Origin of the sequence: Marinomonas foliarum, assembly GCF_003337275.1 — a bacterium.
GTDB classification, from domain to species: Bacteria; Pseudomonadota; Gammaproteobacteria; order Pseudomonadales; family Marinomonadaceae; genus Marinomonas; species Marinomonas foliarum.
This window is the reverse complement of sequence record NZ_QPJQ01000043.1, coordinates 1-14,990: the sequence shown is the minus strand read 5'-3', so window position 1 is coordinate 14,990 and position 14,990 is coordinate 1. Positions and strand designations below refer to the sequence as shown.

Below are 14,990 nucleotides of genomic sequence, written 5' to 3'. Positions count from 1 at the left end.
GCCTATTATTTTTATATTTGTGCTCTCTTGTTGTCTATATTCTTCGTCCTTTGTAATTTGGCGTGATTCTTTTTGGTGCAATTTCTTCTATTTAGGGTGTGTATGGCAGAATTCTATTGGTTGTTAGTTGCCTCTGCATTGGTCTTCATGATGCAAGCGGGTTTTTTATGTTTAGAGAGCGGCCGTATTCGCAGTAAAAACAGCATCAATGTTGCCGCAAAAAATATCTCAGACTTTATTATATCGACGACTCTATTTTGGCTTTTTGGTTTTGGCATCATGTTTGGAGACTCTGTCGCAGGCGTATTTGGCAGTAGCGATTTCTTTTTTGATGATGAGCACACGCCATGGGAAATTAGCTTCTTTATTTTTCAGATGATGTTTTGTGGTACGGCAGCGACTTTAACGTCTGGTGCGGTGGCCGAGCGTATGACATTCATTGGTTATCTTGCAATTACAGTGGTGTTAAGCGCCTTTATTTACCCAATCGTTGGGCATTGGGCTTGGTCTAGCGTATATCCATCTCAGGGGCCTCAGGGTTGGCTTGAGGCGCTTGGTTTTATTGATTTTGCAGGTTCCACTATTGTTCACTCTGTTGGTGGGTGGGTTGCATTGGCCGCTATCATTATTATTGGTCCTAGGTTAGGTCGTTTTGAAGAAGGCATTCGTCTTCCTCCCGGTAATAACCTTCCTTTATCGGCTTTAGGGACAATGCTTATTTGGTTTGGTTGGATTGGTTTTAATGGTGGCAGCACGTTGGCGTTAACCAATGATGTGCCTATGATCATTTTGAATACGTTTATTTCAGCAGCTTGGGGTGGGCTCATTGCTGCAGCGATCAACTATTTCAAAGACGGATACATCGAAGTCAGCTTTGTCCTGAACGGTACCATTGCTGGTTTAGTCGGCATTACCGCATCGTGCCATGTGGTTTCACCTGGAGCCTCTGTTGTAATTGGAGCGGTATCTGGTGTGGTTGTCTATTATGGCAGCTTACTAATGACACGCTGGCGTCTAGACGATGCACTTGATGTGGTGCCCGCTCACCTCTTTGCAGGTGTTTGGGGGACATTAAGTGTCGCGCTATTTGGTCAAGCTGACAAAATAGATAATGGACTGAGCTTTGTAGAGCAGCTGTGGGTACAGGCTTTAGGGGTTGTTTCTATTGGTGTGTACTGTTTTGTAGTGGGTTATGCTTGTATGCGCCTGCTAAATTATTTTATGCCATTACGGGCAAGTAAAGAGCAAGAAGAGCAAGGTCTAAATGTGGCTGAGCACAGAGCTACTACTGAATTGTTTGATTTATTAACCTCTATGCAATACCAACAAAATAATGCCGATTTTTCAAAGCCTGTTCCTGAAGAGCCGTTTACCGAAGTCGGTCAAATAGCGCATAAATACAATCAAGTTCTCGGTCGAGTAAATACGGAAATTGCCCAACGTGACGATGCATTAATGCGCTTTCAAGAAAGTGAAATGCGTAAGTCTGCGATTTTGAATTCTTCTATGGATTGTATCGTGACCATCAACCGCTTTGGTTCTGTTATAGAGTTTAATCCTGCCGCCGAGCGGACATTCGGTTGTTTAAAAACTCAAGTGCAAGGCAAGAGCTTTATCGGCTTATTCGTAATGGAAGAGGACAGAATTAAAATTTTTGATAGTTTAAATTCCGGTTTCTCTTCATCTAATGGGTTGATTTTAAATCGCCGCAACCCGTTTCGTTTACAGCGTGGTCCTAATCATCACTTCCCTGCAGAAATCGCGATTACCAAAGCCAACACTGACTCTTCGCAAGAAAGCGAGTACACGTTGCATATCAGAGATATGACACGGCATGCAAAACTGCAACAACGCCTTAAGTTTCTAGCGTATAGCGATCCATTAACTAGCTTATATAACCGCACCTATTTGATGGATTCTTTGGTGAGCGCTTTGTTGATTGCTAACCGTCAGAAAACCTCCGTAGGCTTGCTTTTTCTAGATCTAGATAACTTCAAAGTGATTAATGACACTTTGGGGCATAAAGCAGGGGATGAGCTTTTGTGTGAAGTGGCAAGGCGTTTAGAGTCCGTATCTGATTCTGGTGATGTTATTGCTCGTTGGGGAGGCGACGAGTTTGTGTTAATGATAACGGATAATGTGACAGATGATCGAATGATGGCCCGTGCGCAAAAAATCCTTGAGATTATGCGTCTTCCCGTTCAGTTGAATAACCAGCATTTTACCATTCCAACCAGCATAGGTATTGCTCACTGTGGAGAGCAAGTGTTAGATGCTGACAAGCTAATTCAGCAAGCTGATATCGCTATGTACTGGGCGAAAGAAAAAGGTAGAGATAATGCACAAGTCTTTACTTCAAACATGACCAATGCAGTGACGAAAAAGTTCAGCTTCGAAAAAGAGGTCAACGATGGGCTTTCTTCTCAACAGTTCTTCTTGGTTTACCAACCAAAGGTTTTGCTAGAAAAGGACAATATACTTGGCTTAGAGGCCCTGATCCGCTGGGATCACCCGATCAAAGGGCTTATCTCTCCAGCTGACTTTATTCCGGTTGCGGAGGAGTCAGATTTGATTATAAAAATTGACGAGTGGGTTATAGATCAAGCGTTAATGCAGCTGAAAGAATGGCGAGACAAAGGTGTGAGCCTAGTGCCAATATCTGTGAACTTATCTGGACGGCATTTAGTATCAGACTCTCTAGTGTCTTATATCTCGAAGAAACTGGCATTCTATGGCATTGAAGGTGGTTACTTAGAGATCGAGATTACTGAAGGCGTTTTACTGCAAGACATACAGCGCTGTATTGATGTGTTATTCGAGCTGAAGGGGCTTAATATCAAAATTTCGGTCGACGACTTTGGTACTGGCTACTCGTCTTTGAGTTACCTGAAACGCTTACCTCTGGATATCTTGAAAATAGATCAATCCTTCGTGGAGGAGTGTGATAAACACATGGAAGATGCAAAAATTTGTGAAACCATTGTTTATTTAGCGCGCAGCTTAGAATTATCAATTGTGGCGGAGGGAGTAGAAACCGCTCCGCAACTAGAGGCTCTTAAATCGTTAGGTTGTGAGGTATTCCAAGGCTACTATTTCCATCGGCCGATGAAAAATACAGAAGTGGCTAAACTACTTTCCTCTAATCTTGAGGAGGCTTAGGCACTTCTCTGTCTCGAGCGGTTTCTATTAGTTCTTGGTTCTTTGTCTTGTCTAAAGGTTTGGTGCGCTGATGTAACGCTGTTTTGGCTATCATGTTGGCAGCAACAGGCGCCGTAATCAGCAGGAACAAGGTGATGAGTAATTCCTGAATCGACAGAAAGCCTTTTAAGTGGCTTTGAAAAACCATAGACGCGAGTAATACGCCTGTGATCCCAAGAGTCGATGCTTTGGTCGGACTGTGTAAGCGCATATAGATGTCAGGCAAACGTATTAAACCGTAAGAGCCAACAAGCAAGAATGCACCGCCAATTAGCAGCGACACACAAATAATAATTTCGAGATATAAAGGCATAACGTATCCTATTCTATGATGTCGCCGCGGAGTAAGTATTTACATAGCGCTGCTGTACTGACAAATCCTAGCATGGCGATTAAAAGAGCCGCTTCAAAGTAAAGAGCACTTTTCACATAAATGCCATAGAGCAGAATAAGTGCAATAGCATTAATATACATGGTGTCTAACGCTAAAATTCGGTCTGAAATAGTCGGGCCTTTCATCAGTCTCCATAGGTTTAAAATCAACGCTACGCAGATACAGACAGCGACAATGAGAATGGTCCAACTTAGCATCCGAAAATCTCCTTAATTGGCTTTTCATAACGCTGCTTTATAGATTCAATAAGCTCTGCTTCATTGTCTAAATGAAGGGCATGAATATAAAGCCAAGCTTTGTCTTTTGATACTTCTGCGCTCACGGTTCCTGGTGTAAGAGAAACCGTGCTCGCCAATACAGTGATACCTAAGTCTGAGCTGATATTAATCGGCACAGCAACAAACCCCGGCTCGAGCTTTTTGATTGGTCCTACGATCAATAGCGCCACTTCCACATTGGCCGTTAAAATATCTTTCATCACCATCAGTACATAGCGAATAGCTAACCAAGGCTTCAGAATCTTCGGGTGTTCATCGCGCATACCGTTGACGAGCAAAGGAATTGCGATTGCGAAGAATGCGGCCAGTACCATGTGTCCTGCACTGATTGAGTTGTTTAATAATAACCATACTACAAACAGTAGCAGGCTATGAAAGGGCATTGGGAATAACTTCATTGGGCTACTCCTGGTAATAAACCATAGGCAGAGGCTTGAATGTCATGCAAATAGCTTGCGGCCAGCTGTGTGTACTCACTAACATCGCCACCGAATAGCACCAACAAAGGCGAAGCCAATATCAATAACGCAATGCCAGCGATTTCTAATTTCTTGGCAGGTTCTGCTTCGGCAGTGACGCTACCATTATGGCGCCAGAACAAGGTGGTTCCCGCTCTAGAAAAGATAATTAAAGCAGCTAAACTACCCAGTAATATTAATGGCCAAACCCACATGGTCTGTGCTGAAGACTGAGTGGCTTGTAAGATCATTATTTTACCCACGAACCCTGATAAAGGCGGCATACCAACTAGAGATAAGGCAAGAATGGCAAAAGCAAAACCTAATAGCCTTGGTTGAGCAAAGGGGCGCGAGCGTACGAACCTGTCTTCTGCTTTGCCCCGCTGACGGGACATAACATCCGCTAGTAAGAACAAGGCCGCCGACGCCAGCGTACTGTGTACCATATAGTAAAGCGCCGCAGAGGTCGCTTCTTCCGAGTTAATAGCAGCACAAGCAAGTAGACTGCCACTGGAAACAATGACTAAGTTTGCGCTTAATGTTTTGATTCCGGGGCTGGCGAATACGCCAATGCTACCAATTGTGATCGTCAATAATGCCAGTGGCCATAGCCATGGAGTGGCAATGTTGGCTAATTCTCCAGCATGTTCGCCAAAAATAACGGTATAAACGCGGAAGATACTGTAAATGCCGACCTTCGTCATGATAGCAAACAGCGCGGCTACTGGTGCGCTTGCACTAGCATAGGTTTTAGGTAACCAAAAATGCATTGGCAGCATTGCTGCTTTTAATCCAAACACGACCAATAACAACAATGCGCCTGTCTTAGCCAGTGTGGCGGTTTCCCCTTGCAGCTGGCCTACTTTGATCGCCATATCCGCCATATTCAGCGTGCCAAGGGTACCGTATAGAATACCAAGGCCGAATAGGAAAAAGCTTGAGCCAACGAGGTTCAGGATCACGTAATGCAAAGTAGCTTGGGTTTTTTGTTTGCCGCCAGCATGAATTAAGAGTGCGTAAGACGCGATTAATAGCACTTCGAAGAAAACGAATAAGTTGAAGATATCGCCGGTTAAAAACGCACCGTTAATACCCATGATTTGAAACATGAATAAGGGGTGGAAATACGCGCCACCTTTGTCTTGTCCAGAAACCGCATACAGCATGATGGCGAAAGACATAAAAGAAGTCAGTAGCACCATTAAGCTGGACACTCTATCAGCCACAAGAGCGATACCGAAAGGCGCTTGCCACCCACCTAGTGCGTAAAGTTGAACGCCTTCTGCATTCACTTTATACAATAGTGTTGCCGTCGACATAAGCATAAACAAGGTGCCAATGACGGAGGCTATGCGTTGATAATTGATATTGCGTGAGATCGGAGGCAACAACATTATTGCACCGAATAGCAATGGAATGAGAACCGGAAAAATGCTCAGGTGCTGCATTTATTGGTTTCCTCCTGTTTTCTGCTGGGTGTCATTTGGCAGGCTGGGCAGAGTTCCATCAACATGATCATTTCCTAAATCAGCGCGTGCGCGCATCGCCAAAATAACGACGAAAGCAGTCATCGCAAAACCAATTACAATAGCGGTTAATACTAGAGCTTGTGGAAGAGGATCACTGTATTGCTCAGATTGACCCAGTACCGCAGCTGCATTCAGTTTTAGTCTTCCGCTGGCAAACAAGAATAAGTTCACCGCGTATGACAAGAGAGTTAAGCCAATGACCACAGAAAAGCTGCGGCCACGTAAGGCGAGAAAAATGCCGCAGGCTGTTAATAAACCAACGCAAAACGCGTATAAACCTTCCATTAATCATGCTCCTTTTGGATAGGACGCTCACTGGTCGTTAACTGACCAAGGTTAGCAAGAATCAACATAGTTGCGCCGACGACAGTGAGGAAAACACCAAGGTCGAAAATCATTGCGCTGGCTAATTCGAATTTGCCAATCACTGGCAGATAGAAATAATCAAACCAAGAAGACAAGAAGGTATGTCCAAAGACCCAGCTGCCTAAGCCACTAAGTGTTGCGATACCTATGCCGGAGCCGATCATAATCTGATAGTCCAACTTGATGCGTGTTTTGATCCACAACACACCATGAGCAACATACTGCTGAATAATAGCCACCGAAGTGATCAAGCCAGCAATAAAACCGCCGCCAGGCATATTGTGTCCGCGTAAGAAAATATAGGCTGATACTAATAGAGCTAATGGTAATAAACTTTGTGAAATGACCGCCAACAACATCGGGTGTCTGTCTTCGGACCAAGGCAGTCCATTATCGTCGCTCGATGGCATGTAAAGGCGCATTTTTGCGATGAGTTTATAAATCCCCAATGCAGCAATACCAAGCACCGTGATTTCACCCAAGGTATCAAAGCCTCGGAAGTCGACCAAAATGACGTTAACAATATTGGTTCCGCCGCCACCTGTTTTGCTGTTTTCGGTGAAGAAGGTCGAAATAGTATCGAGAGGTCTAGTCATCAAGGCATAGCTAATTGTTCCTATGACACCACCAATCAAAGACGCCAACCCTAAATCTCTTACAACGCGACGAGGTGATGATTCCTTTGGTGTTTTTTGTGGCAAAAAGAACAGCGCCAAAATCAGCAAAATCACAGTCACAACTTCAACAGATAATTGAGTTAAAGCAAGGTCAGGTGCGGAGAACTGGGCAAAAGCCAATGAAACTATTAGTCCCACAACGGACAAGGTAAGCAGAGCTACCACTCGACGTCTGTGCCATATCACCGTCGCCAAGGCTGAGATACATAGCAATATTGCACAGGTAATCGACAGTGCATCGAGAGGTATTTCAGGACGATGGCCAGCAGTGGCGTTTAGCTTCATTAAAGAAGACGCCGTCATTACCACGGCCAAAGTGAGAACAAAGAAGATATAACGCTGCAAAGAACCATTTTCAGTGAACGCAATAATGCGGCTCGCTTTAATAGCAAGAGATTGAACAATGCCTTCAAACACCAGTTTTGGGTCACTGGTTGGGAATTGAGCTTGGAACTTAAACATGTGAGAGCGGTTGTAGTACATGACTAAACCGCCTATCAAAGCCACCACACTCATCAATAGAGGGAAGTTCAAACCGTGCCAAATCGCCAAATTATAAGAAGGTGCAGGACCATTAAGCGTAGCGCTGGCTGCGGCAAGCAAAAGATCACCAACAACCAAGCTAGGAAAAATTCCGACCACCAAACAAAGTGCGACTAAGATTTCAACAGGAACACGCATATAGCGAGGCGGTTCATGAGGCGTTTTTGGAAGGTTAACAGGCTCGCCATTGAAAAACACATCGTGAATGAAACGTGTCGAATAAGCGACCGCAAACACACCACCCAAGGTGGCCAAAACAGGAATAAACCAAGATAAGGAGCCCAGCGATGCCTGATGCAATGTCTCTGTGAAGAACATCTCTTTCGATAAGAATCCATTCATCAAAGGAACGCCAGCCATCGACGCGGATGCCACCATAGCTAATGTCGCGGTATAGGGCATGTACTTCCATAAACCATTTAGCTGGCGCATATCGCGGGAGCCAGATTCGTGATCGATAATCCCCGCCGCCATAAACAAAGAGGCTTTGAAAATCGCATGATTGATTATATGGAAAATTGCCGCTACTGCCGCAAGGTCTGTCCCCATGCCCAGTAGCAAAGTAATTAAGCCTAAGTGGCTAATGGTCGAGTTCGCCAACAAGCCTTTTAAATCATGCTGGAATATCGCGATGTAAGCACCTACAAGGAAAGTAGCCAGACCAGTAAGACTGACAATCAAGAACCAAAGGTCGGTATCAGCAAGCGCAGGGTAGAAACGTGCCATTAAGAATATACCGGCTTTTACCATGGTCGCAGAGTGAAGATAAGCACTCACTGGTGTTGGAGCTGCCATGGCATTGGGTAGCCAGAAGTGGAACGGGAATTGAGCTGATTTGGTAAAAGCGCCAAGCAATACCAAAACAACAATAATAGGGTAATTTGCACTGGCTTTGATCAAGTCGCCACTGTCTAAAACATCTTGAAGGCTAAAGCTACCAACCGTATCGCCAAGAATCAACAAGCCAGCCAACAAGGCTAAACCGCCAGCACCAGTAACAGTTAGTGCCATTCTGGCACCTTTCCTTGCATCTGATTTATGTCCCCAGTAACTGATCAAGAGAAAAGAGCTGATACTGGTTAATTCCCAGAAAAACCATAGTTGGATTAAATTATCAGACAGCACCACGCCGAGCATGGCGAACATGAACAGAATCAAGTAGGCATAGAACTTACCAATTGAGTCACTCGCAGAAAGGTAATAGCGGGCATATAGAATAACCAGTAAACCAATGCCTAAAATAAGGATAGAAAATAACAGGGCTAAACCATCTAAGCGGAAAGCTAATTCTAATCCGATCGCTGGTATCCATGGCAATGCGGCTTGGAAGCGTTCGCCCTGAAATATATCGCCAGCATGAGATAGCACAAGAAAAAGAGTTATCGCGGGCAATGCAGCTGTCATAAACGCACAAGCTGAACGGCTAAAGCGAGCAGTGAGAAGTGGGATTAATGTACCTAGTAAGGGGAGAAAAGGTAGCCAAATCAGTGAGCTCAAGAGCAAAACTCCTTTCTGGTAAACGGTAGTGTCATCTCAATATACTTTGCGAGCATGGTTGTTGTCCTAACAATCGATCTCTTAGTGTGGTTTGTTATTTAGCTTATCGAATAAACAAACAATATGAAACGTAGTAAGCATAGCCTTTTACCAGTTTAATCAATAGCCTAAAACAGGCATAAGAAGAAAAAAGCTTATTCTTTGTTTGCTTATCGACAGAGGGTAAGAGCATGGCGTACCGGAAAAGTTCCACAAAAATCGCCACAGCGACAGGGCGGTCAAAGTTGCATCAAATAAGAGTTGAAAATCGAAGGTGATAGGAAGAAAGGTCTGCTAGTAGCGGCCGTATAGGCGCACGATGAAAATATAAATAAAAGTGGTTGATATAAGTTAAGTACAGCGCTGCTGTTATAACAGCGCAGCACTGTACTCTTAATTGCATTTCGATCATCGAGATTGTTAGATTTCGACGTTAGTTAACTACTGAAAAAAACGCCATATAATGCTGTGTTCAGAACCAAGGCTCCACAGTAAGACAACGGCAGCCAATAAAGCTTCTAATACTAAAACTCCAATACCAAGCGTGGTGCTGGATAGAATAAAACCTTGTTTGTGGCTGACTCCCAAGAAGCTCGGCGTTCCCTTATATAGTAAGTACCCCGTATAAGCGACACCCACCACGCAAGCTAATAGACAAAGCCAGATAACAGGATAAATAGCGAAAATGCCGCTTAAGAACATTGGCGTGGCAACATAACCTGCAAAGACAATACATTCTTGACGTGGTGGACGGCTTTCAAAGTTTCGTGCCATCCAATGGATTAAGCTGCCAACCGCGGCAACCGCCGCCAGTATTAGTGCATAGAACATAACCCCCAAGCCAATACCGTCCATAAAGGACACTTTAATGGCTTCTTCTCCGCCGAACGTCCAACCAAACTGTGTCGTCCCGATAAAGGTACTAATAACAGGAATTGCAGCCATCCAAAGAACATGGTGAAAGTACAGATGACTTACTGACTCATGCTCCTTATTTATTTCGCGCCATTCCTTATCTGGATGATGAATAAGACCCCAAACATGATTGATCATGGATTCCCCCTTGCTACACAAAGTGAGCATAATGGATTTGGAAAAAGTCCTGATACAGCCACGCCCAAACAATAGTGGCTTATACACAGTATAGATGGATACGCAGGAATAGACTGAAAAGATGATAACGTTTTTTTATAAGTGTTTTGCTGTTCAGACGAATTGGTTGTAAGCAGAAAAGCGAAAGACAACAGTCTAGAGCGAAAAAACGTGTCTAGACTGTTACCTCAAACAGGGTCTACTGGCAACTATAGTCTGCTTTCATTTCGACTGCGTAGGGCTTATCTACTGGATTGTTAAAATTGGCTCGCATGATGGCATCTTTTGCTAGGAACTCGAACATCTTCCATTTCGAGCAGCTTTGATGAACCACAGTATTGCTTGAATCCAGAATAAGGTTCCCTGTTTTATCTGTTAGCTTATATTGAAAGGTATAAACGTTGGTGGGCGTTTCTACCGTGTTGTAGCCTTTAACAATAGGCTCCATAAAATGACGATAGCGCGTGTAGCAAGTTCTTGCATTCGTTGTTGGGTTTCTATGGCAAACGGTATAAGGGATATTTCGTTCATTATTGAAAATTGGCACCTTTTTAGTTTCGGTGACTTCTTCTGAGGTGAAATTGACTGATAAGCGATAGTCTGGATTGCTTTCGGAGTCGGATACACTGCTAAATCCACGCTCTTTGAATGCGTTAATAACATCGGCAATGTAGCGTTTGTTGGTTAATTGATCGCCTTCACTATCAGAAGCCACAGAAATACTGGCCGATTTATCGATTTCTACCGTTGAGTCAACATTACTGACATTATGGCCTGACAGCTTTACATTAGACGAACAGCCCGCAACAAACACTGAAAACAGCATCAACATAGAGAAAAACTTCATAACCGCGAGCTCCATGACGAATCAATAAAAATTTTCCAAAAAATATAAAAACACAGATAGCGTGCAAAGCCGAGATCAACGCTCCACCTTTCACCTGTTTTTCAAAAACCTTACTCTAACGTGGCACTTGTTCTGTCGCTTCTGCACGAGCAGGGCGCAAGGGCGAGACACCAAATACGCGCTTGTAAGCGCGTGAAAACGCGGCTTCGGACTGATAGCCTAATTCTTCGGCCAAATCCATTAGTGGAACAGGCGATTGCATTACCTTCATGCGGGCTAGGCTCATTCGCCATTCAGTTAAATACTGCTTTGCTGAGGTGCCAACTACCTCGGTAAACCGCGCAGAAAACCCAGAACGTGACATTCCTGCTTGCTCGGCAAGACGATCAATTGTCCAGCTGGACTCTGGATGGGCGTGCATAGCAGCCAGTGCCTTGCCAATTTTCGGGTCTTTCAGCGCACCGAGCCAACCTTTGCTTCCATCAGGAGAGTGCTCAATCCAGTGACGAATCGCTTTTATTACAATGATATCGGCCAAATGCGCGACCACGGTTTCGCCGCCAGCAGCAAGATTTGTTGCTTCGTCAGCCATGAGTTGAGCCAGGGCTTGTAGCGAGCTGGGCAATTGACCATTATCACTTCGCATATGAATCAACGGGGGTAACTGCGAGACCAGTTTTTTTCCAATAATATGATCAAAACTGAGCACGCCACATGTCAGCAATGTTTGCTCACCTCCGCCACCGTAGTCCATAAATTCGAATCGATCAGACACTTTGCTAACGGGAATATCAAAAAAAGGTTGGCAATGAATCTCTGTGTCGGAACAAATTTGATGACCTTCTCCCTTTGGTAACAGTACCAGATCTCCAGGTTTCAGCAGCACCTCCGCATGGTTGGGTGAGATTAATAAGCAAGAGCCTTGCGTCACAATGTGAAACATCATTTTTCCCTGCATGGGGGGCATTTCTATACCCCACGGAGCACTTAACTCTGAACAGGCGTACACCAAGCCATTTAGCCTAAGTGAATACAGTGTTTCCCCTAATGTATCGCTTGGCTGGGGAATGTCTCGTTGATAAGTGTTTTGCACGGGTGCCTCATAAAAATGAAATTTTAGACGAACTGCAAAAAAATATAGAAATACAAGCATTAAACATCAAGATTATTCTTCGTACACTGATTCCATTCTTAAATGAAATACAAAAACGACAACGAATAAGTAAGGAGAAAGATCATGACAAATCAAACCATCATCGCAAATGACACCTTCGCAGTAGTGGGGGCAACCGGCAAAACAGGTCAGCGCGTTTTGCAAAGTTTGAAGCAACTTGGTTATGAAGCGCGAGGCCTATCTCGTAACAGTGATTATGCATTCGACTGGGCAGACCAATCTGGTTGGAAGCAGGCGCTAGAAGGTGCAAAAACAGCCTACGTTACTTACTTTCCAGACTTAGCCGTTCCTCAGGCAGAAAGTGATGTGCGTGACTTTGTGGCATTGGCGAAATCCGTTGGCGTGAAGCACATTGTCTTGTTGTCTGGCCGTGGAGAAGAGGGGGCACAACACGCTGAAAATGTAGTGATAAAAAGTGGATTGGATTGGAATGTTGTACGGGCGAGCTGGTTCATGCAGAACTTTAGTGAGAGCTTTATGCTTGATGGATTAAAAGCAGGCGAACTGCTGTTGCCAGAACCGAAAGCCGACGAACCTTTTATTGATGTAAACGACATTGCCGATGTGGCCGTTGCGGCCTTGACCCAGCCAAGCCTTCGAAACCAATTATTCGAAGTGACAGGGCCTGAGCTTTTGTCCTTTGCGTATTGTGTGAAAGCTATTGGCACCGCGAGCAATCGTAATATCGCTTTTCAAACGGCGCCTGTCGAGGCCTACATACAAAGAGCCAAATCCCAAGGATTGCCAGATGACATTGCTTGGTTACTGAATGAATTGTTTGAAAACGTGCTAGACGGTCGTAACGAAAGCACCACCAACACCGTTGAAAACGTGCTTGGTCGCCCCGCTCGACGTTTTGAGGATTACGTGACAAGAACCGCCAAAACAGGCGTGTGGTCAGCGGCAAACTAGCCGTAGATGACAAATTTGTAGGAGAGTGGGAATGATTACGGTATTAATCGTGATGACTGGGATTATGGCGGGTATTTATTTTGCTTTTTCGGTGGTGATTATGACGTCGTTGGCTGAATTGCCCAAACCCCAAGGGGCAAAAGTGATGAATGAAATCAATGACGTTATTTTGAGCACTGCCTTTATGCCATTATTTTTCATATCAACCTTTTGGTTTGCCTTATTGATTCCTTGGTCGCTGGTGGACTGGCAAGAAGGCCAATCTCTATTAGAGGTATGCGCGGCAGTGGTTTACATCATCGGTATGTTCTGTGTGACAGCGTTTGGCAATGTACCGCTCAACAACAAGCTAAAACTAAGTGAAGATGACCCTTTCAGCCTGCGGCAATCATGGGACGAGTACCTAATTAAATGGACAAGGCTCAACCACATACGAGCACTGAGCAGTATAGTAACCTGCGCTATATTAGTCTTAGCTCATGTTTAAAGTTTTTCTGCGTGAGTCGCAGTTTTTGAGTCATTAGGTTGTTAACAAGAAAATGGGGGGCAAGGCGTTAAAAATAGCTGTTAAATCGTTGTATCTATTGTCTTTTTCGTGTTGGTTGATGCAAATCACAGGCAATAAAAAACCACCCGAAGGTGGTTTTTTATATGACTCACAAACAGTGTGTCGTTTGTGTGTCGACTTCATCTTAAACGGTGCAAACCCCTTTAAAATCAAGCCTTTAATTGGTGGAGGCGGGGGGGATCTAAACTATACCGTTTTAACCTACTGAAAGTGTTGATTTTTATGGATTATCTTATAAAAATGTGGGGGTAATACGTGGGGGTAATTGGTTTATTTTAGGTATATCAAGATGGGCTATTTAGAGAAAAAACGAAATCTATATTATGCAGTTCTAAAAATTCCTAAAGAACTACATGAGCACTTCGGCAAGACCAAATTCTCAAAGAGTACTGGTGAAGCAGACAAACGAAAAGCGACTAATATCGCGATGGGTTATGTCTCTGACTGGAAGAGGCAAATAGAAACAGCAAGAAGGATATCGCTTGATCAGGACACGATGTTTGCCTTAAGTCTACGAAAAGAACTAGAGCAGTCTAGTAAACATAATGACGATCCTCTGGTGATACATGAAGTTGTTTTTGACATAGTTGATAAGCTGAGAATGCAAGGAAAGGAGGCTAAAGCTGAGAAAATAGCGGGTATAGCTTTTGGCAAGGATATAATTCTCTCGGAACATTATCATGATTGGGTCGCTTCGATAAAAACAACTAAGGTGAAAACTCGAAGTTCTTACGCAAGTGTTGGTCGAGAAGTAATGCACTTTTTCCCAACAGTAGGCTCAATTACAGCTAAAGGAGTAAGAAACTGGGCTAGACTGATGGTTGAGGGGAGAGAGTACTATCCAGAGCCTCTTTCAAAATCCAGTATTGATAGAAGGTTTAAAGCTGCTAGAAACTTTTGGAATTATTTGGAGTATCGCGACCTTGTACCATTAGACTCCTGCCCTTTCAAAATGCCGCGGTTTGTTGCTGAGGAAGAGAAGAAAAAAAGAGCAATGCTTCTTAAAAACAAAGGGCGCACCGAAGAGCGTTTACCTTTTGAGTCTCATGAGCTTGTTTCGATTTGGAAGGAAGCGTCTAAGAAAGACCAGCAGCTAGCCGATTTGATCTTTTTGGGGATGTTCACTGGTTGTCGAATTGAGGAGTTATGTCAGTTAAAAGTGGACTCATGCAGTGAGAAGCTTCTCAAGGTAACAAGCAGTAAGACTAAAGCTGGATATAGAGATATACCAGTACACCCGAAGCTCACCCCTTTAATTAAGCGGCTCTTGAATGAATCCAAAGATAGTTACTTACTATCAGGTCTTAAAGCTCCCCCAAGTACTGAATCGCCACTAGTTCAGTAGACACTTCTCAATCATCTTTTCGAACAGTTTTTCATACTCAACAGGTGACAGCATATCATTGGCACTGTGGCGT

The 14,990-nt window shown here is 44.0% G+C and carries 13 protein-coding genes; 4 read left to right on the top strand and 9 right to left on the bottom strand.

The window, feature by feature from the left end:
- Positions 1 to 102: 102 nt before the first annotated feature.
- The gene (gene amt / locus DFP77_RS17440) at positions 103 to 3,159 is read left to right on the top strand and encodes an ammonium transporter (RefSeq protein WP_114413487.1); all 3,057 of its coding nucleotides are present in this window, start codon (positions 103 to 105) and stop codon (positions 3,157 to 3,159) included.
- Here amt and DFP77_RS17435 read toward each other — a convergent pair.
- The 9 genes from DFP77_RS17435 to DFP77_RS17395 form a co-directional block, all read right to left on the bottom strand.
- Complete coding sequence (locus DFP77_RS17435) at positions 3,140 to 3,511, bottom strand: Na+/H+ antiporter subunit G (RefSeq protein ID WP_114413486.1); 372 nt, start codon at positions 3,509 to 3,511, stop codon at positions 3,140 to 3,142. The two genes, amt and DFP77_RS17435, sit on opposite strands and share 20 nt — an antisense overlap.
- Before the next feature lie 8 nt (positions 3,512 to 3,519).
- Positions 3,520 to 3,789 (bottom strand): K+/H+ antiporter subunit F, encoded by a 270-nt coding sequence (locus tag DFP77_RS17430; RefSeq protein ID WP_114413485.1) that lies wholly within the window; start codon positions 3,787 to 3,789, stop codon positions 3,520 to 3,522.
- On the bottom strand, positions 3,783 to 4,268 hold the full coding sequence (locus DFP77_RS17425) for a Na+/H+ antiporter subunit E (RefSeq protein WP_114413484.1): 486 nt from the start codon (positions 4,266 to 4,268) through the stop codon (positions 3,783 to 3,785). Before DFP77_RS17425 ends, DFP77_RS17430 begins: the two co-directional genes overlap by 7 nt.
- Positions 4,265 to 5,776, bottom strand: coding sequence for a monovalent cation/H+ antiporter subunit D (locus DFP77_RS17420; protein ID WP_114413483.1), 1,512 nt, complete (start codon positions 5,774 to 5,776; stop codon positions 4,265 to 4,267). The genes DFP77_RS17425 and DFP77_RS17420 overlap by 4 nt, the downstream gene beginning before the upstream one ends.
- Positions 5,777 to 6,142 (bottom strand): Na+/H+ antiporter subunit C, encoded by a 366-nt coding sequence (locus DFP77_RS17415; protein ID WP_114413482.1) that lies wholly within the window; start codon positions 6,140 to 6,142, stop codon positions 5,777 to 5,779.
- Positions 6,142 to 8,940, bottom strand: a complete 2,799-nt coding sequence (locus DFP77_RS17410; protein ID WP_114413481.1) for a monovalent cation/H+ antiporter subunit A — start codon at positions 8,938 to 8,940, stop codon at positions 6,142 to 6,144. The genes DFP77_RS17415 and DFP77_RS17410 overlap by 1 nt, the downstream gene beginning before the upstream one ends.
- Positions 8,941 to 9,420: 480 nt before the next feature.
- Positions 9,421 to 10,032, bottom strand: coding sequence for a Yip1 family protein (locus tag DFP77_RS17405; protein ID WP_114413480.1), 612 nt, complete (start codon positions 10,030 to 10,032; stop codon positions 9,421 to 9,423).
- 238 nt (positions 10,033 to 10,270) lie between these two features.
- Positions 10,271 to 10,918 carry a hypothetical protein gene (locus DFP77_RS17400; RefSeq protein WP_114413479.1) on the bottom strand — a complete coding sequence of 216 codons (648 nt, stop codon included), beginning with the start codon at positions 10,916 to 10,918 and terminating at the stop codon, positions 10,271 to 10,273.
- Between the two features lie 115 nt (positions 10,919 to 11,033).
- A complete protein-coding gene (locus tag DFP77_RS17395) occupies positions 11,034 to 12,011 on the bottom strand; it encodes an AraC family transcriptional regulator (RefSeq protein ID WP_258861204.1) in 978 nt (325 codons plus the stop codon).
- Between the two features lie 144 nt (positions 12,012 to 12,155).
- On the opposite strand from DFP77_RS17395, the gene DFP77_RS17390 reads away from it, so the two are divergent.
- The 3 genes from DFP77_RS17390 to DFP77_RS17375 all read left to right on the top strand — a co-directional run bounded on the left by DFP77_RS17390 (position 12,156) and on the right by DFP77_RS17375 (position 14,917).
- Positions 12,156 to 13,004: an NmrA family NAD(P)-binding protein gene (locus DFP77_RS17390; RefSeq protein ID WP_114413477.1), complete on the top strand. Its 849-nt coding sequence runs from the start codon at positions 12,156 to 12,158 to the stop codon at positions 13,002 to 13,004.
- 31 nt (positions 13,005 to 13,035) lie between these two features.
- Positions 13,036 to 13,491 carry an anthrone oxygenase family protein gene (locus DFP77_RS17385; protein WP_114413476.1) on the top strand — a complete coding sequence of 152 codons (456 nt, stop codon included), beginning with the start codon at positions 13,036 to 13,038 and terminating at the stop codon, positions 13,489 to 13,491.
- Positions 13,492 to 13,861: 370 nt separating this feature from the next.
- Entirely contained in the window at positions 13,862 to 14,917 is a 1,056-nt protein-coding gene (locus DFP77_RS17375) for a DUF6538 domain-containing protein (protein ID WP_114413474.1), read from the top strand.
- Positions 14,918 to 14,990 lie beyond the last annotated feature (73 nt).

Bases quoted from the DNA above. Each gene is read 5' to 3' on its own strand.
- amt (WP_114413487.1), top strand. From the start codon at position 103: ATGGCAGAATTCTATTGGTTGTTAGTTGCCTCTGCATTGGTCTTCATG.
- DFP77_RS17435 (WP_114413486.1), bottom strand. From the start codon at position 3,511: ATGCCTTTATATCTCGAAATTATTATTTGTGTGTCGCTGCTAATTGGC.
- DFP77_RS17430 (WP_114413485.1), bottom strand. From the start codon at position 3,789: ATGCTAAGTTGGACCATTCTCATTGTCGCTGTCTGTATCTGCGTAGCG.
- DFP77_RS17425 (WP_114413484.1), bottom strand. From the start codon at position 4,268: ATGAAGTTATTCCCAATGCCCTTTCATAGCCTGCTACTGTTTGTAGTA.
- DFP77_RS17420 (WP_114413483.1), bottom strand. From the start codon at position 5,776: ATGCAGCACCTGAGCATTTTTCCGGTTCTCATTCCATTGCTATTCGGT.
- DFP77_RS17415 (WP_114413482.1), bottom strand. From the start codon at position 6,142: ATGGAAGGTTTATACGCGTTTTGCGTTGGTTTATTAACAGCCTGCGGC.
- DFP77_RS17405 (WP_114413480.1), bottom strand. From the start codon at position 10,032: ATGATCAATCATGTTTGGGGTCTTATTCATCATCCAGATAAGGAATGG.
- DFP77_RS17400 (WP_114413479.1), bottom strand. From the start codon at position 10,918: ATGAAGTTTTTCTCTATGTTGATGCTGTTTTCAGTGTTTGTTGCGGGC.
- DFP77_RS17390 (WP_114413477.1), top strand. From the start codon at position 12,156: ATGACAAATCAAACCATCATCGCAAATGACACCTTCGCAGTAGTGGGG.
- DFP77_RS17385 (WP_114413476.1), top strand. From the start codon at position 13,036: ATGATTACGGTATTAATCGTGATGACTGGGATTATGGCGGGTATTTAT.
- DFP77_RS17375 (WP_114413474.1), top strand. From the start codon at position 13,862: ATGGGCTATTTAGAGAAAAAACGAAATCTATATTATGCAGTTCTAAAA.